The organism is Janthinobacterium sp. GW822-FHT07H10, from assembly GCF_058798675.1.
In genome coordinates, this window is the sequence record NZ_JBXAKS010000002.1 from 365,493 (window position 1) to 388,340 (window position 22,848).

Below are 22,848 nucleotides of genomic sequence, written 5' to 3' on the forward strand. Positions count from 1 at the left end.
TAATGAGAAAAGATCAGCGCCGCCATGGCGGCTTCACCTTGATCGAATTGCTGGTCGTAATGACGATAATCGCCACCTTATTAACGCTGGCTGCGCCGCGTTATATGGGGAACGTAGACAAGGCAAAGGAGTCCGTATTATCGGAAAACCTGGCGACATTACGGGATGTGATTGACAAGCACTATGCGGACACGGGATCTTACCCGATGGTGCTGCAGGACCTGGTGACGCTCAGGTATATGCGCAAAATACCGCTTGATCCGATGACCGATAGTAACCTGACCTGGGTGATCGTGGCGCCGCCGGATACCCAAAAAGGCGCGGTATTTGATGTGCATAGCGGCGCCAAGACCCGGGCGCGTAACGGCAGTTATTACCGTGATTGGTAATACGTTACGGCAGCCGCCTTTGCCAAATTGTGCGGGATTTACTTATTTGGCACTGCTGTTTGCCGTCAGCATTGCCGGTTTGGTGCTTGCTGGCGGCGGCGTCCTGTGGTCGCATGCGCAGCAGCGCGAAAAAGAAGGCGAGCTACTTTTTGTCGGCAATGAATTTCGCCGGGCAATTGGCGCCTATTATGAAAATACGCCAGGCACGCTAAAACGCTACCCAGCCACTTTTGACGATCTCATGGAAGATCGCCGCTTTGCCGCGACCACCCGCCATTTGCGCCGGATATATGCGGACCCGATGACTTCACGTTCCGAATGGGGCATCGTTACTGGTCCGGATGGCGGAATTATGGGCGTCTACAGCATGAGCGCGGGCACGACCATCAAGCGCTCCGGTTTTCGCCAGCGCGATGCCGGGTTTGAGATGGCCGAGCACTATGGCGAATGGCGGTTTGTTTATGAGTCACCCGCAGTAATCGTGGATAAAACGGATGTGATGAAAAAATGAAAATATTTTTAATTGTTAAAAAAATAGTTTCCCTGTAGAGTCACGGTCTTATTTTATTTTGGCTTTTCTTGGTTGAGAAAAATCGCCGGGCGGTGGTCTGGCATGTACTTCGTATAAGAATGAAAGAAAAATACATGATATTTAAATGGCGGACAACGCTTGGGGCAATTTTTGCCTCTCTTTCCCTGGCAGGTTTTGCGCATGCAGCCATGCACACGCCTGGGAAATTTGATGTTAGCGAACTTGGTGCAGCAACTTATTCTATTCCGATTCTGGTGCCTCCACCGACAGCAGGTATGGGACCAAAACTGGCATTTAGTTTTAATAGTCAAAGTGTTTCAGGAAATAGTCAAAGTCTTTCCGGTACGCTTGGCAAAGGCTGGTCTATAGCCGGTATGTCAAATATTACTCGTTGTGGCCAGACCATTGCACAGGATGGTGGCCTGCGCAGTGGGGTCAACTTTGATGGTAATGATCGTTTTTGCCTTGATGGTCAGCGTCTTGTTGTGAGCAATGGCGGTATGTATGGCGCAAATGGCACGGAATACCGTACGGAACGCGACAATTTTTCCAGAATTATTTCTTATGGCATCGCTGGTACTGGACCTGCTTGGTTCAAGGTATGGAGTAAATCCGGAGAAATTATGGAATATGGTAATACTACTGATTCCAGAATCGAGGCACAGGGAAAACTGACGGTCAGAATATGGGCGCTTAATAGAGTGCAAGATTCTGTAAGTAACTATATGACAGTAAATTACATTAAGGAGACTGAAAGCGGAGATTTCTATCCAAGCATTCTCAACTATACCGGAAATAGCAATGTTGGAATGATGCCAAATAATTCAGTACGTTTTAAGTACGAAAAGAGGCCAGATATCGCCACCATGTATCAGGCCGGCTCTTCGATAACAACTTCGATGCGTTTAACGAATGTTGAAACATATACTGGTGCAGTTAAGGTAATGGATTTTCGTCTCGCATACATGGGAAGTAGCGATCCTTTCCGTTCGCGGTTGAGTAGTATTACTCAATGCGATGGAGCCGGTGCAATATGCCTGCCAGCAACCAAATTTGACTGGGAGTCCAGCGCCAATGAACTTCTTTCAGTAGGAGCATGGTTGAAAACAGGTGCCGTGTTGGATACTGGAGCTCCTATACTGCACTCGGGAAATTCATTTCTGGTCGGGGACGTAAATGGTGATGGGAAAACAGATCTGCTTAGATTGATGCAAAGAGATTCGACTTTACGGATATTACCTCTTATATCGAGTGGCAATGAATTCGTCACTGGAACATGGCAGGATACAGGGGTATATGGTAACGCTACAGTTGCAGGCGATTTTAATGGCGATGGTAAGATTGATGTTGCTATTATAGGAGATGGTTATATTCTTCCAATGTACTCCAATGGAACTGGTTTTGATAAAGGGGTGCCATATCAAAATTCAGTATTGAATGGATATAATTCATGGGTCGCCATGGATATTAATGGCGACGGTAAGGCAGACTTGGTACAGTATAAAACATCCGGTAACGAGCTTTGGTTATTGCCTGTAATATCTACCGGAAACTCTTTTAATCCAGGGGTTTTTTCCTTGGCTAGTTCTCGTCAATCTGCTGGATGGGCGCATGACGCTGCAATTAGTATTTTTCCGATTGAATTGAATGGCGATGGAAAAATGGATTTCATCGAGATGTGGCGAAATAATCTAACGGGTAATATATGGTTGCTTCCACTATTCTCGAATGGTTCGGGGTTCTCCGCCGGAAGTTGGTTTGATACAGGATTGCCAGGTTATGACACAGTCGATCCAGGAAAAACATTGCTGAATCAATATATCGCAACTGATTTAAACGGCGATGGGATTGGCGATTTTGTTATCGTGAATAAGCCATATACAAAAGCAAGTCCGATGCGGAGGAGCGTGTATTACAGCCCATTTTATTTTAATGGCGTTTCATTTGTTGCCGGTGAGGGGCGATCAGCTAATGCAGCATGGAATTACCCATCGTCATTGTATGCGGAAAGTACCATCGCAACGGATCTGAATGGCGATGGAAGGATGGATTTGATTCAGGTATGGCTTTCGAATAATACCGGTGGTGGAGTGCAAGGAGAAATGTGGCTGCAACCGATAGTTTCATCGGAAGGGAAGGGACTTATTTCCATGGCTCCTTATAATACCCATTTGAAGGGAGATACGGTAGGTGCTCCTTATGCAGAGAGTGAAAGTGGATATTCATTCGAGGGTAAAGGACCAGGATTAATGGCATTGGACATTAATGGCGACGGTAAATTAGATCTGGTGCAGCAAAATTATAAAAATTATGACGTTCCGATCACAATACAAGCACATATGATTGATGGCGGCATTGGTGATTTGATGACTTCGATCACTGGGGGAACTGGGGCAAAAATTGATGTGGTTTATAAAGCACTCGCTGATAACGATGTGTACACTCCCGACATGCAATCGTTGTATCCAGTGGCGGATGTGACAATGCCTTTATATGTGGTCTCAACCGTGAACCGTTCGAATGGGAAAAGGGGAGTTAATTCTTCAAGTTACACCTATGGAGGTTTGAAGCTGGACTGGAGTCGGGGAGGAATTATAGGGTTTCGTTGGCGACAAGAGAAGCAGATAGAATCTGGATTGACCAAACGTAGTGAGTATCGCCAGGATTGGCCTTATATTGGTATGATCGCAAATTCAAAAACAATGCTGGCCGGGCATGGTAATGGTGATCGTTTAAATGATGTATCGAGCAGCTATGCTTGTATCGATCCAATTTATGGAGGCGCATGTACGATAGCCCCCGGACGAGTCTATTTTCCTTATGCTGCACAATCGGTTGATTTTTCTTGGGATTTGAATGGTGCAATTTTTCCTGCAAACACAACGACTACCAATTATGATTCGTGGGGAAATGCAAAAAAAGTGGTGAAAACAAGCATTGATGGGGTTAATGCTTTTAGTAATATCACGGAGAATATTTTTAATTCTGCCGATCTGATTAACTGGCATTTAGCCCAATTGCAACGCTCTACAACTACTAACACTCGGCATGCTGCATCTACGCCACCATTCCCTTTAGGGCCAATTGGTGCCTGGCCAGGCGGAGAAGGTTCGGTAGGCCCGGGAATCAACAATCCGGGAAATGCTGGCATTACTACCAGTACGACGTTTTTGGCTGCTGGTTATCCTTCGCCAGAAATCGCAGTTCCGGGACAGGTTGTGGAATTGAAGGTTTATGTTAAAGGGGCAGTTGTTCGTACTGGATATGTCACTTTCAGCGATGGAAATGAAATATTGGCAATGGTCGGGCTGGACGCAAGTGGTTCCGCGTCATTTTCTGCATCATTGAATAGGCTGGGAGAGCATACAATAACAGCTACGTATTCGGGAGATGCAAGAAATTCATCAAGTTCAATTAAGACCGTTATTAGAGTAAGGAAATTGGACCTATCGCCAATTATAATGTTATTAATGGATTGATGTTTTTTAATATCGGTGAAAGTGAATTTTGCAAGTTGAGAAAGTAAAGATAATGGAGAGATTTATGAGTTACTTTCTTAATTGTATATTTGAATATTATTTTTTTCAAAAGAAAAGATTAAAAAATGAAAAAATATTTTATATTATTTTTATTTTTATCGGGAGATGTTATTCCGGTTATGGCTGCTACGGTTGTGGCTCCACCATTCAGTGCCAGTCGTACTATTGCATATAATTATCAAGTTGGAAATGGTCTTCTGAGTGCAGTGACAATAGAGCCAGATCGTGCACAGTTACGTTTAGACGCTAGTTTTAAATATGATGCTTGGGGCAACGGTGTTGTGACAACCGTATCATCACCGGCAATCGGGAATGCAGCTATAACAGCTCGTGAAAGCCATTCTTTATTTGATTCACGTGGGCAATTTTCGACTGGAACGGTTAATCCTTTATCGCAATCTGAAAATTTTACATTTGATTCTTCATTCGGTGTCGTACGTAAAATTATAGATGTAAACGGAATTGCGACGGAGTTTAAATATGATAGCTTTGGTCGAAAGATTATGGTTGTTGGTGCTGATGGAAACCGAAAGAAGCTAGATTATAAGTTTTGTAGTGGTGTGAATGATGGAGCAGAAATTTGTCCCATGTATGCGAAATATATGCTTCAAGAAACCGCATTGGCGAGTGACGGCCTAACAGTGAACGGTGGTTGGAGTAAATATTATTATGATGAACTTGACCGTGAAGTTGCTCTGGAGAGGTCTGGATTCGATGGTACTTCTGTCATTGTTATTAGTACAGAGTATGATGAACGTGGACGCATATCGAGAATTAGTCGCCCATATTATAAGGGTGCGCAAGTATATTGGAATGTCATTAGTTACGATGATGTTAATCGTGTCAGCATGATTGTTAATGCAGATGGCTCTAAAAATACTTACTCATATAATGGCTTAAGTAGCTCGTCTAGAAATGCAGCTGACCAGGTTAGGATACACATAAAAAATTTGCAAGGAAAATTGTCAAAACTGATTGATGATGAGGGAAATGAATTTAATTATCAGTATAGTGTTTTTGGAGATTTGTGGAAGACAGTAGATTCAAAATCTAATGTAATTTCAATCGCTTACGATGATCTTGGAAGAAAAATTCAAATTGACGATCCTGATATGGGGGTGAGAACATTTGTTAATGATGCATTGGGACAATTGGTTCTCCAGGTGGATGCTAAAGGGCAGTCATCTAGTTTTTCCTATGATAAATTAGGGCGATTATTATCTCGTCGCGAAGTTGATCTGGTTTCCTCTTGGAGCTATGATAGTTGTGTGAAGGGTGTTGGGAAACTTTGCAAGATCACGGCTGATAATGGATATGCTGAAACATTAAGTTATGATCAATATGGTCGAAAAAATGTAAGCAATAAATATATTGATGCGGCCTATGTTGAAACAAATAGTTTCGATATGAATGGGAGGATGAATAAAAGAACTTTTCCCGGTGGATTGACTTTGCGCTATGACTATACTCAAAATGGTTATTTGAAAGAAATTCGAGATAATGACACTAATGTTTTATATTGGCAGGCGCAAAATTTAGATGCTGAAGGGAATTTCCTGAAGCAAATTTATGGAAATAACATTGTTACAACGAGGGAGTATAATAGTGGGAATGGTCGTGTTAAAAATATTTACGGTGGTACGGGAAATGGAGTGCAAAATCTTGCATATGATTTTGATGTAATTGGGAATATTGTTTCCCGAACGGATAAAGCACAAGGGTTGACTGAATCTTTTTTGTATGATGGATTGAATCGTCTTCGAACATCAACTGTCAACTCTTCCGGAGCTGGATTGCTGACGCAGAGTTATGAGTACGATAGTATAGGTAATATATATTCACGTTCAGGAGTAGGTAAATATATTTATGATGCGGCGCCGCGAATACTTCCTCATGCTGTTGGAACAATTGAATTAAGTTCTGGTGGTAGTCGTCGTTTTGAATATGATATGAATGGGAATCTAATTAAAGATTTCAAAATGGATGCATCAGGAAAAAATATACCTGCCGCGGAACGTACAATTTTTTATAGCAGTTTCGATATGCCTGCGAGGATTGTTTCAGCGGGCGGTGCAGTCGATTTTCTATATGATGCTAATCATATGCGAATTAAAGAAACATCATCTTCCGCGACTAATATTTATGTTCATCCTGGAAATGGTGGGGATCTATATTATGAGAAGGAAATAAAAAAAGATGGAAGTGTTGAACATCGACAGTTTATTTCTGTGGCTGGGGTTGTTATTGCCGTTGTTAAGAAAAATTCTGGAATTCAGTCTATTAATTATTTTCACCGAGATTATCTTGGTTCAGTTGTTGCCATAAGCGATGAGGCGGGTACTGTTATTGAGCGACTTGCTTACGAGCCATTTGGTAAGCGTCGCTATGTTTCTGGTCTTCAAGATGCTAATAGACAGATTCGTGGTGTGAATTCGGTGAGAGGATTCACTAATCATCAGCATTTGGATGATCTTGAATTGATACATATGAATGGTCGAGTGTATGATCCAATAATTGCACGTTTTATTAGTGCGGATCCAACAATTACGAATCCAACCGATTTGCAATCATTTAATAGGTATTCTTATGCAATTGGGAATCCACTGGCATTTGTAGATCCAAGTGGATTTACTGAAATAAATATGCTCGATCAAGTAGTTAATATTGAGGGAACAAAACTCAGTATGAATTTTACTGCTCCTGTAAATTCTTTATATATAATGAGTTTGGATGGGTTTAGTTGGACTGTGGCTGGTTGGGACACTATTGATCCTGAAGGTATGCCAATAGTTGGTATTCATGCACGTAAGGATAGAACCAGTACGAGTGTTGCGCAAACTGCTATTAATGGGACCAGGGATTTTATGGATGGTGGGTATGGAGCCATGTCCCAACAGGCATTTAGCAGTGGTCGCTACGGATTAGGCAGTGCTTACATATTAGCTGGTGCCGCATTTGGTACACTCAATGTACTATCTTTTGGTGAGGCGGGGGCACTTGTTAGTGCATCGCGTGCAATTGGAGCAAAAGCTGGTAGCCGTTATGTCGCAGGAAGCCCAGTAAGAGTTACTGAAAAGGGGCTGGCATTAGTTGAGAAAAACTTGGCCAGATTTGAACCATATGGCCCTAATGAAGCGATGGTAAGTGCTCTTCGCGAGTCTTTGAAGGCTGGTGAGAAAGCCAGTGGTGCATACGCGGATTTCTATTTGCATGAAATTGCAGAAAATACTTTTAGAATAGGGAAAATTGTTGATCCAGGGTATGATGCTGCGCATAAGGCAGCGTTGTTAAAATATGGAGCGTCTGAATTTAGTATATATAGTGAAAAAGTTATTCGCTCCATGCCGGGTGAATTTAATCAGAATTTTAGAAATTTTTGGGGTATTAAATGAATGTAATTATGTTATCAAAAGAGCGCAGGGCGCGAGTGTGGATTGATAATATTCCATCAAGTTTTTTCTATCCATTTGGTGAGATAAGTTTTCTAAATGATGTGAAAAATAAGAATTTAATTTTTCAAAATAAAATGGTAGCTATTGAATTGTTTATCCCTGTTGGTGGGAGATTTTTATATGGAATGTTAGGTTGTGAGGCAGTAAAGCTAAAAACACAAGAATTGGATTTGGTTGTTGAGTCTTCTTCCAATATTGGGCCGAATTTTAAAGATGCTTTGTCTAGTGAACTTGAATCTGTTTGGCTTGGAATTTCTCCTGAGTATGTTGATGCAATTAAAAAAGGAGCAAAATCCGGAATTGAAAAATATGGAGTTATCGAGAATTTTGGTATTAAATTTTCATGTGGTGCTCACGGAGAAATTGGCTCAAGTGAGAAGATATTCGAAAGATTGGCAGAATTGTGTGTTGTTTTTTTAAATTCTAGTGGGAGTGATGAGGAGTATATTAAAGATAAACTTGAGATTGCATTGGGATAATTTAATGTTTTATCTTTATTTAAAATAATCTGTATTTCATGAAAAATTGTGAAAGAGCTATATGGGATTGCGGGGCTGTATTTCAACTGTTGTCACAGCACTTCTGCTGTCAGCCTGCGCCGGCGAACGCGAACACCGTTCGGGCCTGAATTTGCTTGCCGAGGGCAAGACGGAGGATGGGCTGAGCAATCTGGAAAGCGCCGTGGCGCAGGCGCCTGATAATTCGCAGTATCGGCTGGACCTGCTGAGCCGCAGGGCGGAGCAGGTTGGGCGCTTGCTGGCCTCTGCCGAGGCCGAGCGCGGTGCCGGGCGCTTCGATGAGGCGCAGGCGCTGTATGAACGCGTGCTGAAGATCGAAAAGGCCAATAGCCGGGCGTCGCATGGCATCGAGTTGCTGGCGCGCGAGCGTTTGCATGGACCGCTGATCGCGGAGGCGCGCGAGTCGTTCAAGCGGGGCGACCTGGATCGTGCGTTGGGGCTGTTGCGCCCAGTCTTGTCCGAGAGTCCTTCGGATGTCGAGGCGCAGGCGCTGAAACGCCAGATCGAGAGCAAGCAGACGCAGGATAGGACGGTCGAGCCGCTCTTGCAGATGGGGCAGCGCAAGCCGATCAACCTGGAGTTCCGCGATGCCAGCGTGCGCATGGTGTTTGAAGCGCTGGCGCGTACCAGCGGCGTCAATTTTATTCTGGACAAGGATGTCCGTCCCGATTTGCGCACCACCGTATTCTTGCGGCAGGCAACATTGGAAGACGCGATCGAGTTCATTCTGCAGACGAGCCGCCTGGAAAAGAAGGTCTTGAACAGCAGCACGATTTTGATTTATCCGAATACCACGGAGAAATTGAAGGATTACCAGGAATTGGTGGTCAAAGGCTTTTACCTGGCCAATGCCGATGCCAAGCAGACCCAGGCGATGCTGAAGGCTTTGCTGAAATCGAAGGATACGTTTATCGATGAAAAGCTCAACTTGCTGGTCATGCGCGATACCCCGGATGCGGTGCGCCTGGCGGAAAAGCTGATCGCCATGCATGACCTGTACGAGCCGGAAGTGATGCTGGAAGTCGAAGTGCTGGAAATCAAGCGTTCGCGCTTGCTGGAAATGGGGATCCAATGGCCGAGCCAGCTGGTGCTGGCGCCGATCGGCAGCATCGGCGGCACCACGCTGAGCGACTTGAAGGGGCTGAACGCTGACCGCATCACGGCCAGCATCGGCCCCACCACGGTGAATCTGCGCCGCGCCGTCGGCGACGCGAATATCCTCGCCAATCCCCGCATCCGCGCGCGCAACCGGGAAAAAGCCAAGATCATGATCGGCGACAAGGTCCCTGTGTCGACCTCGACGACGACGGCAACGGGCGTCATTTCCGAGAGCGTGCAGTATCTCGACGTCGGTATCAAGCTCGATGTGGAACCGACGATTTACCTGGGCGATGAAGTCGCCATCAAGATCGGCCTGGAAGTGAGCTCCATCAGCAACGAGGTGCGCACGCCCGGCGGTTCGCTGGCTTACCAGATCGGTTCGCGTTCGGCGTCGACCGTCCTGCGCCTGAAGGATGGCGAGACGCAGGTGCTTGCCGGCCTGATCAATGACGAAGACCGCATGGCCGCCAACCGCGTACCGGGCGTCGGCGATATTCCTGTGCTGGGCCGCTTGTTTTCCAGCCAGAAGGATGACCGCAACAAGACGGAAATCGTGCTGTCCATCACGCCACGCCTGGTGCGCAACATCAACCGTCCTGACGCCGCCGCCAGCGAATTCTGGTCCGGCACCGAGTCGGCCTTGCGCACGCGTCCATTGACGATGCAGGTCGCCAATGAAAAGCAGGGCCTGGACCCCGCTGCGCCTGGTGCGGGACAAGGCGTCATGGCGCGCGGCGCGTCTCCGATGGCTGGCCAGGAAGAGGGGCCAGGAGCGCCACGCAAGGATATCGAGCCGGTGGCGGTCAGTTTGCAGTTGCAGGCGCCCGAGCAGGTGAAGGCGGGGCAGCAATTCAAGCTTGCCGTGCGCATCAAAAGCGATGGCGACTTGCGCAACCTGCCGCTGCAGATCGCCTATGACACGACGGCCTTCCAGGTAATGGGCGTGGAAGAGGGCGGCTTCTTCAAGCAAAATGGCGGACAAAGCACGCTGTCGAGCAATGTGGATGCGACGACGGGCCGCATCTTCGCTAGTGTGCTGCGTTCAGGTACGGCGGGCGCGCGCGGCGAGGATGTGGCGGCCGTCATTACCTTGAAGGCCTTGAAGGCCAATCCGAAGGCGGAAATCAGAATCCTGTCGTCGACACCGATTACCGTCAATAACAGGACGATTGAGCCCGTGATGCCGGCGCCGCTGGCGATCAAAGTTGTCGACGGCAAGTAGTTCGACTGCAGGGTTGTGGGTAGCCGATGGTGCTTGAGCGGGACCTGCGCGGGAAGAGGCATGCTGCGCAGGGGCCGCGTATCGCCGGGTAATCACGGCGATTTGCGGCAGGTTCTTCCCGCGTTCTTTTGATGCGATGAGTGTAAATCATTGCTGAGGGATGTGATACGGCGTTGTATATGATGAATGACTTACCAGGAATTGGATGCTGATGAAATATCGTTCGAAAATAGCCAAATTGGCCGTGTGTCTTTTTTTATCGGCATTGAGCGGCAGTGCTGCAGCCGGCTGGACGGTTGCCAAGATATCCTCGATTGTCGTCTATGAGGATGGCGATGTCGTCTATGTGTTTCCAGAGGGTGGAGTCAAGGACGCACCTGCGTGTCATGGTAGCAATGGCGATTATTTATCGTTTTCCTTGAAGCGTCGGTATGCCAGGGAATATTATGCTGGCATGCTTGCCGCATATACCGCTGGGAAAACTGTCAGGTTTCGCGGGCTTGACGCGTGCAAGGATCAATCGATGTCAGAGACACTGATGTACTTCGAGCTGATGTAAGTTTTGATGGGCATGCCTATGTAGATGCCATCATTGATATGCGAGGGTGACCAGTATCTCATCAAATGCCTACTCCGAGGAGTAGGCATTTTTCATTAGAGGTGGCCGGTATCACAGCGCCTGGCCCTGCGTCGGGGCGTCAAGGCATGCCCGTGGCCCCACCGCAATCGCTTGCCGCCGACGCACACACTTCCCAGCCGCCGCCCAGTGCCTTGTAGATGCCGACGATGGCCAGCCGCTGCCCGGTGCGGGCGGCGGCCAGTGCGCGCCGGCTAGCGAAGTCGGCGCGCTCGGCGTCGAGCACATCCAGGTAAACGCCTGCGCCTTGCGCGAAGCGCAAGCGGGCAAGGCGGGCCGCTTCGCGCTGTGCCGCCGACTCTTGCAGGCGCAAGCCCAGCGTGTCGCCTGCGGCGGCATAGGCCAGGAAGGCGTCGTCCGTTTCCTGCAGCGCGCGCAGGATGGCCTGGTCGTAGACGAGCAGGGCTTCCCTGACGCGGGCCTCGCTGGCGGCGATGCGGGCGCGCACGCGGCCTGTATCGAGAAAGGACCAGCGCAGCACGGGGCCGAGGAAGCCGGACAGGGCGCCCGCGTCGCCCATCGCGTCGAGACTGCCCGCCACGAAGCCGATCGAGCCTTGCACCTGCATTTCCGGGTAGAGTCCGGCCGTTTCCACGCCGATGCGCGCCGTCGCCGCGGCGAGACCGCGTTCGGCCGCCGCGATGTCGCTGCGCCGCGCCAGCAGGGCGGCGGGATCGCCCACGGCGAGCGGGCGCACCGCCAGCGTCGCAGCGGCGGGCGCGGCGGCCGGCAAGCTGAACAGTTGTGGTGTTTCGCCCACGAGGATGGCCAGCGCGTTGATGGCGGCCGCGCGGCGCCGCTCCAGTGCGGGCGCTTCCACCTCGACCTGGCGCAGCAGGGCCACGGCGCGCAGCCGGTCGACTTCGTTGGCGGAACCGGCGCCGACCTGTCGCTCGACCAGCGCCAGGCTGTCGCGCTGGCTGAGTCGCAGGTCGGCGACGACAGCCAGTTCGGCCTCGATGCCACGCAGCTCGAACCAGGTGGCGGCCACCGCGGCAGCCACGCTGGCCTGCACGCCGCGCAGCAGCGCTTCGCGCGAACCGGCTTGCGCCTCGGCCGCTTCCACGGAGCGCCGCACGCGGCCAAACAGGTCGATTTCCCAGCTCGCATCGACGGCGCCGCGATAGCTGTCCGTGCGGCGCGCCTGGCCGGACGGCATTTCGGCGTCGCTGCGCCGGCGCTGCTCGACGCCGAGCGCGGCGCCGCCGCGCGGCAGGAAGCCCTGGCCGCTTTCGCGCAGCATGGCACGGGATTCGTCGAGCCGCGCGGCGGCGATGCCGATGTCGTGGTTGGCCGTCAGCGCGCGCCCGACCAGCGTGCTCAGCGCCGCATCGTCGAAGGCGCGCCACCACTCGGCCTCGACGGTTCCGACGCCGAGGCCGGCAACCGGCTGGCCGAAGCTGGCGGGCAGCCGCGACGCGGGCAGGGGTGGCGCGGCATAGTCGGGCCCGGCCGCGCATCCGGCCAGTAGCGCGAGGGCGCCCAGTGGCAATACAACTGTTTGATAGAGATTTTTCATGACGTGCTTTCCTCCAGGTGCGGTTGGGGGGCGGGCTGGTGCCGCTTGAAACGGGCCGCCAGGCCGCGCATCGCCACATAAAACACCGGCGTCAGGAACAAGCCGAACAGGGTCACGCCGAGCATGCCCGCGAACACCGCGATGCCCATGGCCTGGCGCATCTCGGCGCCGGCGCCGCTGGCCAGCACCAGCGGCACGACGCCGGCGATGAAGGCGAGCGAAGTCATGACGATGGGCCGCAGGCGCAGCCGGCACGCCTCGATGACGGCTTCCAGCGCGCTGGCGCCCTGCGTTTCCAGGCTGCGCGCGAATTCGACGATCAGGATCGCGTTCTTCGCGGCCAGGCCGACCAGCACGATGAGGCCGATCTGTACGAAGACGTTGTTGTCGCCACCCGTCAGCCAGACGCCGGCGATGGCGCTCAGCAAACACATCGGCACGATCAGCAGCACGGCCAGCGGCAGCAGCCAGCTGTTGTATTGCGCCGCGAGGATGAGATAGGCGAGCAGCACGCACAGCGGGAAGATGAACAGCGCCGCATCGCCGGCCAGTTTTTGCTGGTAGGTGAGGTCCGTCCACTCGAAACTCATGCCTTCAGGTAAGACCTCCTTTGCCAGCCGTTCCATCACGGCCACGGCCTGTCCCGAGCTGACGCCCGGCATCGCGCCGCCCGACAGGTCGGCCGACGGATAGCCGTTGTAGTGCATCACGCGGTCCGGGCCAGCAGCGGGCGTGACGGTGACGAACGAGGACAGGGGCAGCATGGCGCCGGCCGCGTTGCGCACCTGCAGGCGTCCGATGGCGTCGGCCTGCATGCGGTGCTGCGCGTCGGCCTGGGCCGTCACCTTGTAGGTGCGGCCGAAGCGGTTGAAGTCGTTGACGTACAGCGAGCCGAGATACACTTGCAGCGACTCGAACACGTCGGCCAGGTGCACGCCCTGGCTCTTGGCCTGGGTGCGGTCGATGGCGACGTCGAGCTGCGGGGCATTGATGTCCAGGCTCGTGAGCAGGCCCGCCACCTGACCCGATTCGCCCGCTTTCGTCATCAGGACCCGGGTGTGCCGCGCCAGGGCGTCGAGCCCGGCGCCGCCGCGGTCCTCGACCTGCATCTTGAAGCCGCCCGTGGCGCCCAGCCCGGGCACCGGTGGCGGCGGGAATACGCCCAGGTAGCCGTCGGGAATGCTGGCAAACTTCGCCTGCAGCCGGGCGGCGATGGCCGTCGCGCCAAGCTCCTGCGTGGTGCGGTCCTTGAACGGGTCGAGCATGACGAACATGACGGCCGCGTTCGGCACATTGACGAAGCCGTTGATGGACAGGCCGGGGAAGGCGACGACGCTTTCCACGCCGGGCTCGGCCAGCGCGATCTTCGACATTTGCCTGACGACGGCGTCGGTGCGGTCCAGCGATGCCGAGTTCGGCAACTGGGCGATGCCGACCAGATAGTATTTATCCTGCATGGGCACGAAGCCGGGCGGCACGGCCTTGAAACCGAAGAAGGTCAGCGCGAGCAAGCCGCCGTACACGAGCAGCGCCACGCCGCTTACGCCCACGACCTTGCGCACCGTGTTGCCATATGCGCCAGGCGCGCGCTGGAACGGCTTGCCCAGCACGTGCAGCAGACGGTCGGCGCGTCCGCGCAGGCTGCGTGGATCGCGTGGAGGGCGGGCGCGGCCTACCTTGCGCGGGCGCAACAGCAGGCCGGCCAGCGCCGGGCTGAGCGTGAGCGAATTGACGGCCGAGAGGATGGTCGAGATGGCGATGGTCAGCGCGAACTGGCGGTAGAACTCGCCTTGCAGGCCGCTGAGGAAGGCGGTCGGGATGAAGACGGCGGCCAGCACCGAGGTGATCGCGATGATGGGGCCCGTGACCTCGTCCATGGCGCGCCTGGCCGCCTGCGCGGGTTCCTCGCCGTTTTCGATGTGGCGTTCGACATTCTCGACGACGACGATGGCGTCGTCGACGACGATGCCGATCGATAGCACCAGGCCGAACAGGGACAGGGTGTTGAGCGAAAAGCCCATCAGGTGCATGACGGCGAAGGTGCCGACCAGCGATACGGGCACGGCCATGAGGGGGATCAGCGAGGCGCGCCAGTTGCGCAGGAACAGCACCACCACGAGGACGACGAGCAGGGTGGCCTCGAGCAGGGTGGTGGCCACCGATTCGAGCGAGGCGCGCACAAACACGGTCGGGTCATAGGCGATGCGCGAGCTGAGGCCGGCCGGGAAGTGCGCTTCCAGGCGCTGCATGGTGGCGCGCACGGCTTGCGCCACGTCAAGCGCATTGGCCCCCGGACTCTGTATGATTTGCAGGGCGACGGCCGGTTCGCCGTCAAGCAGGCTGCGCAGTGCATAGGCGTCCGCCCCCATCTCGATGCGGGCCACGTCGCGCAGGCGCGTCACCTGGCCATCGCTACCCGTGCGGATGATGATGTCGCCGAACTGTTCCTCGTCCGTCAATCGCCCCAGCGTATTGACCGTCACCTGGAAGGCGGCCGTCGAATCGGGCGCCTGGCCGACGGAACCGGCCGCCACCTGCACGTTCTGCTCGCGCACGGCGGCAATCACGTCGCCTGCCGTCAGGCCGCGCGCGGCGACCAGGTCCGGGTCCAGCCACAGCCGCATGCTGTATTCGCCGGCGCCCCACACGAGCACGTCGCTGATGCCGGGGATGCGCGACAGCTCGTCGCGCACCTGCAGGTAGGCGTAATTCGAGATGTACAGCGGGTCATAGCGCTTGTCCGGCGACAGCAGGTGCACCACCATCAGGATGTCCGGCGAGGTCTTTTGTGTGACGACGCCCTGGCGCTGCACTTCTTCAGGCAGGCGCGGCAGGGCGCGCGCCACCCGGTTCTGCACCTGGACTTGCGCCATGTCGGCGTTCGTTCCCTGCGCGAAAGTGACGCTGAGTATCATCCTGCCATCGGTCGCCGATTGCGACGACATATACAGCATGCCTTCGACGCCGGTGATCGCCTGTTCGAGCGGCGCGGCCACTGTTTCGGCGATAACCTTGGGATTGGCGCCCGGATAGGACGCCGTCACCTGCACGGTGGGCGGCGTGACGGCCGGATATTCGCTGAGTGGCATCTGGAAGAAGGCGACGATGCCGGCCAGTACCATCAGCACCGACAGGACGATGGCAAAGATGGGGCGGTCGATGAAGAAACGCGGGAAGGACATCATGCACCTCCCGAGGCGTGCGGCGCCGCGATGGGCGTGCCGTCGATGGCGGCCGGCTGCGGCGTCACCTGCATGCCCGGGCGCACGAGGCCCTTGACGACGATGCGCTCGCCCGCCTGCAAGCCTTGCTCGATCACGCGCAAGCCGTCGACCACGGGGCCCAGCTCGACCGGCCGGAATTCCGTCCTGTCGTCCTTGCCGACGACGAGCACGTAGCGGCGCCCCTGGTCCGTGCCGATCGACAGCTCGGAAATGAGCACCCGCGCTTGCGGCGCGCCCGTCTCCAGCTTGACCCTGGCAAACAGGCCGGGCGTCAATTTCCCATCGGCATTGTCGACGACGGCGCGGATGCGCACCGTGCCCGTGCCGCGCTCGGCGCTGTTGGCGAGGAAATCGACGCGGCCCGAGCGCGCATACGTCTTGTCGGTGGCGAGGGCCAGCCGCACCGTGGCCGCTTGCCTGCCTTGCAAGCTGGGCTTGTCGCGCTCCGCCGCGAGAGAGCGCAGGTAGGTGCGCTCGTCGACGTCGAAATACACGTGCAGGGGATGGGTCGAGACGATCGTCGTCAGCGGCGTCACGCCGCTGGCCACGTAATTGCCTTCGGTGACGAGGGTTTGGCCGACCCTGCCGCTGATGGGCGCCGTCACGCGGGTAAAACCCAGCTCCAGCCGCGCGGCATCGAGCGCCGCCTGCGCGGCATCGACCTGGGCCTTGCCTGCCTGCAGCGCGGCCGTTGCGGTATCGAGGCGGTCGCGCGCGACGATCTTTTGCGCGAACAGCTGTTCGGCGCGCGCATGTTCGGCCTGGGCCAGCAGCGACGCCGCTTGCGCCGCGCGCAGGCGCGCCGTGGCCGCATCGAGCGCGGCCTGGAAGACGCGCGGGTCGATACGGAAGAGTTCGCTTCCTTTCTCGACGTAGCGTCCTTCGGGCACGCTCACCTGCTGGATATAGCCGGCCACCTGCGGGCGCAGCTCCACGCGTTTGACGGCCGTCAGTGCGCCGGTGAATTCGGCAAACGGCGTCACGGGACGCACGATGACCTCGGCCACGGGAACGCCGGGCGGTGTTGCTGCGGCCGGCGGGGGCGCCGCCTGCCGGCAGGCGGAGAGGGTGAGGGCGGCGCCGAGCGCCGCCGTAATCAAGCTGATGCGTTTGACTGTCATTTTCTGCCTTTCGCGACGGTTGTCGACCTGGTTTTGTCGAGCTAAAAACAGCTCCCATGGCCTTTATCCGACTTGCCACGCCGGGAAAGTCAAGTCTTATTGCCCGTGCCCGCGATTTTTCCGGGCGCTGCCGGCCGAGGCGAGACCGTTATGCCGATGCCGGGCGAGGCGGTACAGTGGAGGGACGGGGGATGGGCGGCAGGCACTGGTGAAAAACAATGCCTTTTTGATATAATTCTGTCTCGTCATCCGGTGCTCCGTTTTGCGATGCAAAACCAAACGGCGCCGGAGTTTACACAAATAGCGGCAGGACAGTCTAAAATAGATGGTTAGGCTAAGGCAGGCCCCAGGGCCGATACACGAGCCGTCCAGGGCAGGGTCAACCACCATGTGTTTGGAACGAAGTAAGTTAACCACCTGAACCACAGGCATCACCGCATACAAGGGAATGAACATGGCAACACAAAAATCCAAAATCATCTACACGCTGACTGACGAGGCGCCGCTGCTGGCGACGTATTCCCTGCTGCCAATCATCAAAAAATTCACCGCGCCGGCCGGCGTCGACGTGGTTTCCAGCGATATCTCGGTGGCGGCACGTGTCTTGGCAGAATTTCCCGAATTCCTGACGGACGAGCAAAAAGTCCCGAACACCCTGGCTGAACTGGGCAAGCTGACCCAGAATCCGGACACCAACATCATCAAATTGCCGAACATCAGCGCCTCGCAAGGCCAGCTGATCACGTGCGTGCGCGAACTGCAAGCCCGTGGCTACAAGCTGCCGGACTACCCGGAAGAGGCGAAGACGGACGAAGACAAGGCCCTGAAGGCACGCTACGGCAAGTGCATCGGCAGCTCCGTCAACCCGGTCCTGCGTGAAGGCAATTCCGACCGCCGCGCGCCGAAGGCCGTCAAAGAGTACGCACGCAAGCACCCGCATTCGATGGGCGAGTGGAGCCAGGCTTCGCAAACCCACGTCTCGCACATGCACCACGGCGACTTCTACCATGGCGAAAAATCGCTGACCCTGACCCAGGCGCGCGACGTCAAGATGGAACTGGTCACCGCCTCGGGCAAGACTATCGTGCTGAAACCGAAGGTATCGCTGCAAGCGGGCGAAATCATCGACAGCATGTTCATGAGCAAGAAAGCGCTGCTGGAGTTCTACGAGAAGGAAATCGACGACGCCTTCAAGACGGGCGTGATGTTCTCGCTGCACGTCAAGGCCACCATGATGAAGGTGTCGCACCCGATCGTCTTCGGCCACTGCGTGCGCATTTTCTACAAGGACGCGTTCGCCAAGCACGCCGAGCTGTTCGACAAGCTGGGCGTGAATGTCAACAATGGCATGAGCAACCTGTACGACAAGATCGAAACCCTGCCAGCGTCGCAAAAAGATGAAATCCTGAAAGATTTGCACGCTTGCCACGCCAACCGTCCGGAACTGGCCATGGTCGATTCGGCCAAGGGCATCACCAACTTCCATTCGCCGAACGACATCATCGTCGACGCGTCGATGCCAGCCATGATCCGTATCGGCGGCAAGATGTGGGGCGCCGACGGCCGTCCGAAGGATGTCAAGGCAGTCATGCCGGAATCGACCTTTGCGCGCATCTACCAGGAAATGATCGGCTTCTGCAAATGGCATGGCAACTTCGATCCGAAGACCATGGGCACCGTGCCGAACGTGGGCCTGATGGCGCAGCAGGCGGAAGAATACGGTTCGCACGACAAGACCTTCGAAGTGCCGGAAGGCGGCATCGCCAACATCACCGACCTGGCAACGGGCGAAGTGCTGCTGACGCAAACGGTGGAAGAGGGCGATATCTGGCGCATGTGCCAGGTCAAGGACGCGCCGATCCGCGACTGGGTCAAGCTGGCCGTCACGCGCGCGCGCAACTCGGACATGCCTGCCGTGTTCTGGCTCGATACCTACCGTCCGCACGAGAACGAAGTCATCAAGAAGGTGCAAACCTACCTGAAAGACCACGACACCAAGGGCCTGGACATCCAGATCATGTCGCAGACGCGCGCCATGCGCTACACGCTGGAACGCGCGTTCCGCGGCCTGGACACCATTTCCGTGACCGGCAACATCCTGCGCGACTACCTGACCGACCTGTTCCCGATCCTGGAACTGGGCACCAGCGCCAAGATGCTGTCGATCGTGCCGCTGATGGCCGGTGGCGGCATGTACGAGACGGGCGCCGGCGGTTCGGCTCCGAAACACGTCAAGCAGCTGGTGGAAGAAAACCACCTGCGCTGGGATTCCCTGGGCGAGTTCCTGGCCCTGGCCGTGTCGCTGGAAGACATGGGCATCAAGACGGGCAATGCGAAGGCGAAGATCCTCGCCAAGACCCTGGACGAAGCCACCGGCAAGCTGCTGGACAACAACAAGTCGCCATCGCCACGCACTGGCGAGCTGGACAACCGCGGCAGCCACTTCTATCTGGCCCTGTACTGGGCGCAGGCGTTGGCAGCGCAGGCGGAAGATGCGGAACTGGCGACGCACTTCGCGCCACTGGCAAAAGCCCTGGCGGAAAACGAAGCGAAGATCGTCGACGAGCTGAAGGAAGTGCAAGGCAAGCCGATGGATATCGGCGGTTACTACTTGCTGGATCCGGCGAAAGCGGACGCCGTCATGCGTCCGAGCGCCAGCCTGAATGCGGCCTTGGCCAGCATCTGATGCAGTCTTGATGTAGAGCAAAGCCAGCTTGCGCTGGCTTGCTTGCGGTAAATCAGTTTACTGCAGAAAAAACGCCGCCGGGAGCGATCCCGGCGGCGTTTTTTATGGCTTCACAGCTTTATTGATAGTGCTTGTAGACGCTGGTGCTGCCATTGTTTTTCACCAGCAAGACGTCGTACGGGTCCTTGCGCGGTCCTTCCATGCCAGGTGAACCCATCGGCATGGCGGGCACGGCCAGGCCTTTCGCCTTCGGTTTTTCGCGCAGCAGCTGCTTGATTTCGCTGGCCGGCACGTGGCCCTCGATGGCGTAGCCGTTGACGAGGCCCGTGTGGCAGGAGCCCAGCTGCTCAGGAATGCCGGCGAGCTTGCGGTACTGCGCCGGCATTTCCACGTTTTTCGCGCGCACGCTAAAACCGTTCGCTTCCAGGTGCTTGATCCATTCGGAACAGCAGCCGCACGCGGCGCTTTTATACACTTCGATGACGGGCGCGGCCGCCATGGCGAACAGGGGCAGGCCCAGCATGCCGGCGCAGGCGCCGCGCAATAACAGATTCTTGATCATGGATAGGTCTTTCAAATAAGGAATGCAGATGGTGTAGCCGCCAGCATGGCTCCACGGTGACGGTGGCAATGCTGGTGGTTGAATGGAGTGCAGCCGCTTCGAGACGGCTTGAGCTTATGCGGCGCGCGTTTGCCGGGGTGGGCGGCGCGGGCCGTCGGGAATGTATCCCGCAGCCAGCGTGGCGGCGGCAATGCTGACGCTTTCCGAGGTCGCGCCATCTGGAACGGCGAGGCGGGCAGGCGGCGCCATGAGCGCACCCATGCAAAAGGCGGAGCAGGCATCGCAGGCGGAATGGCGGGCGGTGGCGTCGTCGCCGGCTGGCGCGTCATCGGCCGTCAAGGGGGCGGCACGCTGGTGGCAAGGATGGGCAGCTACTTCACTGGACGTGACTGGCGGCGCGTGTTGCTGGGCTGGCGCGCATGCCATGCCGATGCTGGCGGCCGCCGCGTGCAGCGGCAGCGCCGTGACCAGTATCAGCATCAGCCATGTTGTGAAGAGTCGTATCATGCCCACAAAGTATAACATGCGGGGCAGGGGCGCCTGTCGCGATGGCAAAATGAAAAACTTTCATGCTTCGCAATGCTCATGATTTGACTATACATGCCGTTATAGATGTGTCCGCTTCAGGTGTGCACCATCTCAGGTGGATCAAAAGTGCTCTTCAACTTAGTTTTCGTTTAGCAAGGCATAGCGACCATGACTTCTGTATCTTCCCTTTCCCCGGCGGCGGGCTGGACTCCGTCCGCGACCCGTGCAGCGGACAGCGCGTCCTACAAAACGCCAGCCGCCTCCGCCCCGGCAAGTACGCCATCGACCATCGTCGCCCTGAGCGGACAGGACGCCGCCGTCGATCCCGCCCGCTCCACCATGAAGGGTTCGCCCATCGTGTGGGAAAGCGGCGCGCGCGACGGCGTCAGCGACCAGATCGCAACAAATTTCTCGGCGCGTTCGTTCGGCGGACGTTTCAGCGGCCTGGGCGCGGCCCTGCTCGACCAGCTCAAGGATGGCGTGCGCAACGTGTCGCAAGCCGTGCAGCAGCCGTCGCTGCGCGTGCAGCGCGATACCTACGCCGAACTGGCCGGCGTCGCGCCGGCCGGCCTGCATGGCAATGGCGAAGACCAGGTGACCCTCAGCGTGACCACCAAGAGCGGGGTCGAGGTCAAGCTGTCGCTCGACAGCCAGGGCGATGGCCTGGCCGTGCGCATGACGACCAGCGGCGAACTCAGCGATGCTGAAGCGAGCGCGCTGGGCGACCTGTCGGAAGCGTTCCAGGACGCCATCGACGGCATGGCGCAACAGCCGCCGAAGGCCAGGCTGGTCGGCTTGATGCAGTTCGACCAGGAGGTGCTGGCATCGGTGAACCTGCATGCGGAAGTGCGCGTGCGCGGGGAGCAGGAAAGCTCGGAAACCCTCGACTTCCAGGCCGACGGCGCGCAGCGCAAGGTCAGCTTCAGCGGCGTGTCGGGCAGCCTCGACGTGAAGGTCGATACGAGCCAGCTGAGCGCCCTGGGCAGCCCGGAACGGCAGGCCAAGGCGCTGGGCAGCTACATGAAGCAGTTCGACCAGGCCGCCTCCCGCGGCCATGGCGATGCCGCGCTGATGGGCATGTTCAAGGAGGCGTTCACGGCCATGAGCAGCAATGCGGCGGCGCCCCCGGCCCCTGGCGCGCCGCCGGCGGACAAGTGGCGGCTGGCGGCCGAGGACCGCGCCATGCTGACGGGCCTGCCAGACTTCAGCGCATCCATCTCGCAAACGGCGAAATTCAGCAATCCCATGCGCTCGTCGGAACGCGATGGCTTCCAGTACGAAGTGTCGCAGAGCACGACCCAGACCGGCGCCAGCCAGGACGACCGCTCGGTGCGGCAGAAACAGCAGTCCAGGCTCAGCGCCAGTTTCCACGAGACGCTGGTGCCGGGCGTGCCCCTGCGCCTGACGGAAAAGGTGGAGTCGCAAAACTACACGTATCACCAGATCGAGGATACGGCCAGCAGCGATGCGCAAATGGCGTACAGGGAAGGCAAGCTGGTGAAGGCCAGCCTGCAGCAGGCGGCCAGCCAGTCCACACACATCACGAAATTCATGATGGGCAAGGTCGAATCGGACGTCACGACGCCGACCAACCGCTCGCTGATGCGCGATCTGCTGTCGGTGCTGGGACCGTACAAGACGGGCGAACTGGGCATGACGCCGGAGAAAAAGGCGGAGCAGCGCCAACAGTTGCTGCTGGGACTGAGCGACGACGTGCTGCTGCAATCGTATCCGGGCCAGATGATCAGCCTGTGGCAGGCCGACGTGCAGCCGAAAGTAGCGGACGCGGTCGCCGCCGGCTAGTTGTCCGCGCGGCGC

Annotated in this window: 14 protein-coding genes; 9 read left to right on the top strand and 5 right to left on the bottom strand. The window is 56.0% G+C overall.

The genetic code is table 11. The annotated features are described in order from the left end of the window. Nucleotides 1-2 precede the first annotated feature (2 nt). From AC1RDJ_RS05805 to AC1RDJ_RS05835, 7 genes are all read left to right on the top strand, one after another. Entirely contained in the window at nucleotides 3-389 is a 387-nt protein-coding gene (locus AC1RDJ_RS05805; protein ID WP_071326393.1) for a type II secretion system protein, read from the top strand. 46 nt (nucleotides 390-435) lie between these two features. Beyond that, nucleotides 436-900, top strand: a complete 465-nt coding sequence (locus tag AC1RDJ_RS05810; RefSeq protein WP_493026872.1) for a type II secretion system protein — start codon at nucleotides 436-438, stop codon at nucleotides 898-900. Nucleotides 901-1,034: 134 nt separating this feature from the next. Then, nucleotides 1,035-4,400, top strand: coding sequence for an FG-GAP-like repeat-containing protein (locus AC1RDJ_RS05815; protein WP_493026873.1), 3,366 nt, complete (start codon nucleotides 1,035-1,037; stop codon nucleotides 4,398-4,400). A 125-nt stretch (nucleotides 4,401-4,525) separates the two neighbouring features. Then, nucleotides 4,526-7,852 (top strand): RHS repeat domain-containing protein, encoded by a 3,327-nt coding sequence (locus tag AC1RDJ_RS05820; RefSeq protein ID WP_493026874.1) that lies wholly within the window; start codon nucleotides 4,526-4,528, stop codon nucleotides 7,850-7,852. Beyond that, complete coding sequence (locus AC1RDJ_RS05825; RefSeq protein WP_493026876.1) at nucleotides 7,849-8,391, top strand: hypothetical protein; 543 nt, start codon at nucleotides 7,849-7,851, stop codon at nucleotides 8,389-8,391. Before AC1RDJ_RS05820 ends, AC1RDJ_RS05825 begins: the two co-directional genes overlap by 4 nt. 151 nt (nucleotides 8,392-8,542) lie before the next feature. After that, nucleotides 8,543-10,753 carry a secretin GspD/PilQ domain-containing protein gene (locus AC1RDJ_RS05830; RefSeq protein WP_493026877.1) on the top strand — a complete coding sequence of 737 codons (2,211 nt, stop codon included), beginning with the start codon at nucleotides 8,543-8,545 and terminating at the stop codon, nucleotides 10,751-10,753. Nucleotides 10,754-10,958: 205 nt separating this feature from the next. After that, a complete protein-coding gene (locus tag AC1RDJ_RS05835) occupies nucleotides 10,959-11,312 on the top strand; it encodes a hypothetical protein (RefSeq protein WP_198043909.1) in 354 nt (117 codons plus the stop codon). 139 nt (nucleotides 11,313-11,451) lie between these two features. Here AC1RDJ_RS05835 and AC1RDJ_RS05840 read toward each other — a convergent pair whose 3' ends face one another. From AC1RDJ_RS05840 to AC1RDJ_RS05850, 3 genes are read right to left on the bottom strand one after another with little or no spacing between them, the layout of a single operon-like run. Then, nucleotides 11,452-12,909, bottom strand: a complete 1,458-nt coding sequence (locus AC1RDJ_RS05840) for an efflux transporter outer membrane subunit (protein WP_493026878.1) — start codon at nucleotides 12,907-12,909, stop codon at nucleotides 11,452-11,454. Continuing rightward, nucleotides 12,906-16,091 (bottom strand): efflux RND transporter permease subunit, encoded by a 3,186-nt coding sequence (locus AC1RDJ_RS05845; RefSeq protein ID WP_493027147.1) that lies wholly within the window; start codon nucleotides 16,089-16,091, stop codon nucleotides 12,906-12,908. Before AC1RDJ_RS05845 ends, AC1RDJ_RS05840 begins: the two co-directional genes overlap by 4 nt. Further along, nucleotides 16,091-17,254: an efflux RND transporter periplasmic adaptor subunit gene (locus AC1RDJ_RS05850; RefSeq protein ID WP_493026879.1), complete on the bottom strand. Its 1,164-nt coding sequence runs from the start codon at nucleotides 17,252-17,254 to the stop codon at nucleotides 16,091-16,093. Before AC1RDJ_RS05850 ends, AC1RDJ_RS05845 begins: the two co-directional genes overlap by 1 nt. Nucleotides 17,255-17,708: 454 nt before the next feature. Here AC1RDJ_RS05850 and AC1RDJ_RS05855 point away from each other — a divergent pair, with 454 nt between their 5' ends. Continuing rightward, entirely contained in the window at nucleotides 17,709-19,940 is a 2,232-nt protein-coding gene (locus AC1RDJ_RS05855) for an NADP-dependent isocitrate dehydrogenase (protein WP_493026880.1), read from the top strand. 118 nt (nucleotides 19,941-20,058) lie between these two features. Here the strand turns inward: AC1RDJ_RS05855 and AC1RDJ_RS05860 are convergent, their stop codons facing one another. Together AC1RDJ_RS05860 and AC1RDJ_RS05865 are read right to left on the bottom strand one after the other, a co-directional pair. Then, a complete protein-coding gene (locus AC1RDJ_RS05860; protein WP_071323358.1) occupies nucleotides 20,059-20,502 on the bottom strand; it encodes a DUF411 domain-containing protein in 444 nt (147 codons plus the stop codon). 114 nt (nucleotides 20,503-20,616) lie between these two features. Continuing rightward, nucleotides 20,617-20,982, bottom strand: coding sequence for a hypothetical protein (locus AC1RDJ_RS05865; protein WP_493026881.1), 366 nt, complete (start codon nucleotides 20,980-20,982; stop codon nucleotides 20,617-20,619). A gap of 216 nt (nucleotides 20,983-21,198) precedes the next feature. Between AC1RDJ_RS05865 and AC1RDJ_RS05870 the strand changes: the two genes are divergently transcribed. Next, a complete protein-coding gene (locus AC1RDJ_RS05870; RefSeq protein WP_493026882.1) occupies nucleotides 21,199-22,833 on the top strand; it encodes a hypothetical protein in 1,635 nt (544 codons plus the stop codon). Nucleotides 22,834-22,848: the final 15 nt, after the last annotated feature.

What these genes read in the sequence shown, in the direction of transcription:
- AC1RDJ_RS05860 (WP_071323358.1), bottom strand. Translation starts at nt 20,502, where the DNA reads ATGATCAAGAATCTGTTATTGCGCGGCGCCTGCGCCGGCATGCTGGGC.
- AC1RDJ_RS05805 (WP_071326393.1), top strand. Translation starts at nt 3, where the DNA reads ATGAGAAAAGATCAGCGCCGCCATGGCGGCTTCACCTTGATCGAATTG.
- AC1RDJ_RS05840 (WP_493026878.1), bottom strand. Translation starts at nt 12,909, where the DNA reads ATGAAAAATCTCTATCAAACAGTTGTATTGCCACTGGGCGCCCTCGCG.
- AC1RDJ_RS05835 (WP_198043909.1), top strand. Translation starts at nt 10,959, where the DNA reads ATGCTGATGAAATATCGTTCGAAAATAGCCAAATTGGCCGTGTGTCTT.
- AC1RDJ_RS05815 (WP_493026873.1), top strand. Translation starts at nt 1,035, where the DNA reads ATGATATTTAAATGGCGGACAACGCTTGGGGCAATTTTTGCCTCTCTT.
- AC1RDJ_RS05850 (WP_493026879.1), bottom strand. Translation starts at nt 17,254, where the DNA reads ATGACAGTCAAACGCATCAGCTTGATTACGGCGGCGCTCGGCGCCGCC.
- AC1RDJ_RS05865 (WP_493026881.1), bottom strand. Translation starts at nt 20,982, where the DNA reads ATGCTGATACTGGTCACGGCGCTGCCGCTGCACGCGGCGGCCGCCAGC.
- AC1RDJ_RS05870 (WP_493026882.1), top strand. Translation starts at nt 21,199, where the DNA reads ATGACTTCTGTATCTTCCCTTTCCCCGGCGGCGGGCTGGACTCCGTCC.
- AC1RDJ_RS05855 (WP_493026880.1), top strand. Translation starts at nt 17,709, where the DNA reads ATGGCAACACAAAAATCCAAAATCATCTACACGCTGACTGACGAGGCG.
- AC1RDJ_RS05820 (WP_493026874.1), top strand. Translation starts at nt 4,526, where the DNA reads ATGAAAAAATATTTTATATTATTTTTATTTTTATCGGGAGATGTTATT.
- AC1RDJ_RS05825 (WP_493026876.1), top strand. Translation starts at nt 7,849, where the DNA reads ATGAATGTAATTATGTTATCAAAAGAGCGCAGGGCGCGAGTGTGGATT.
- AC1RDJ_RS05845 (WP_493027147.1), bottom strand. Translation starts at nt 16,091, where the DNA reads ATGTCCTTCCCGCGTTTCTTCATCGACCGCCCCATCTTTGCCATCGTC.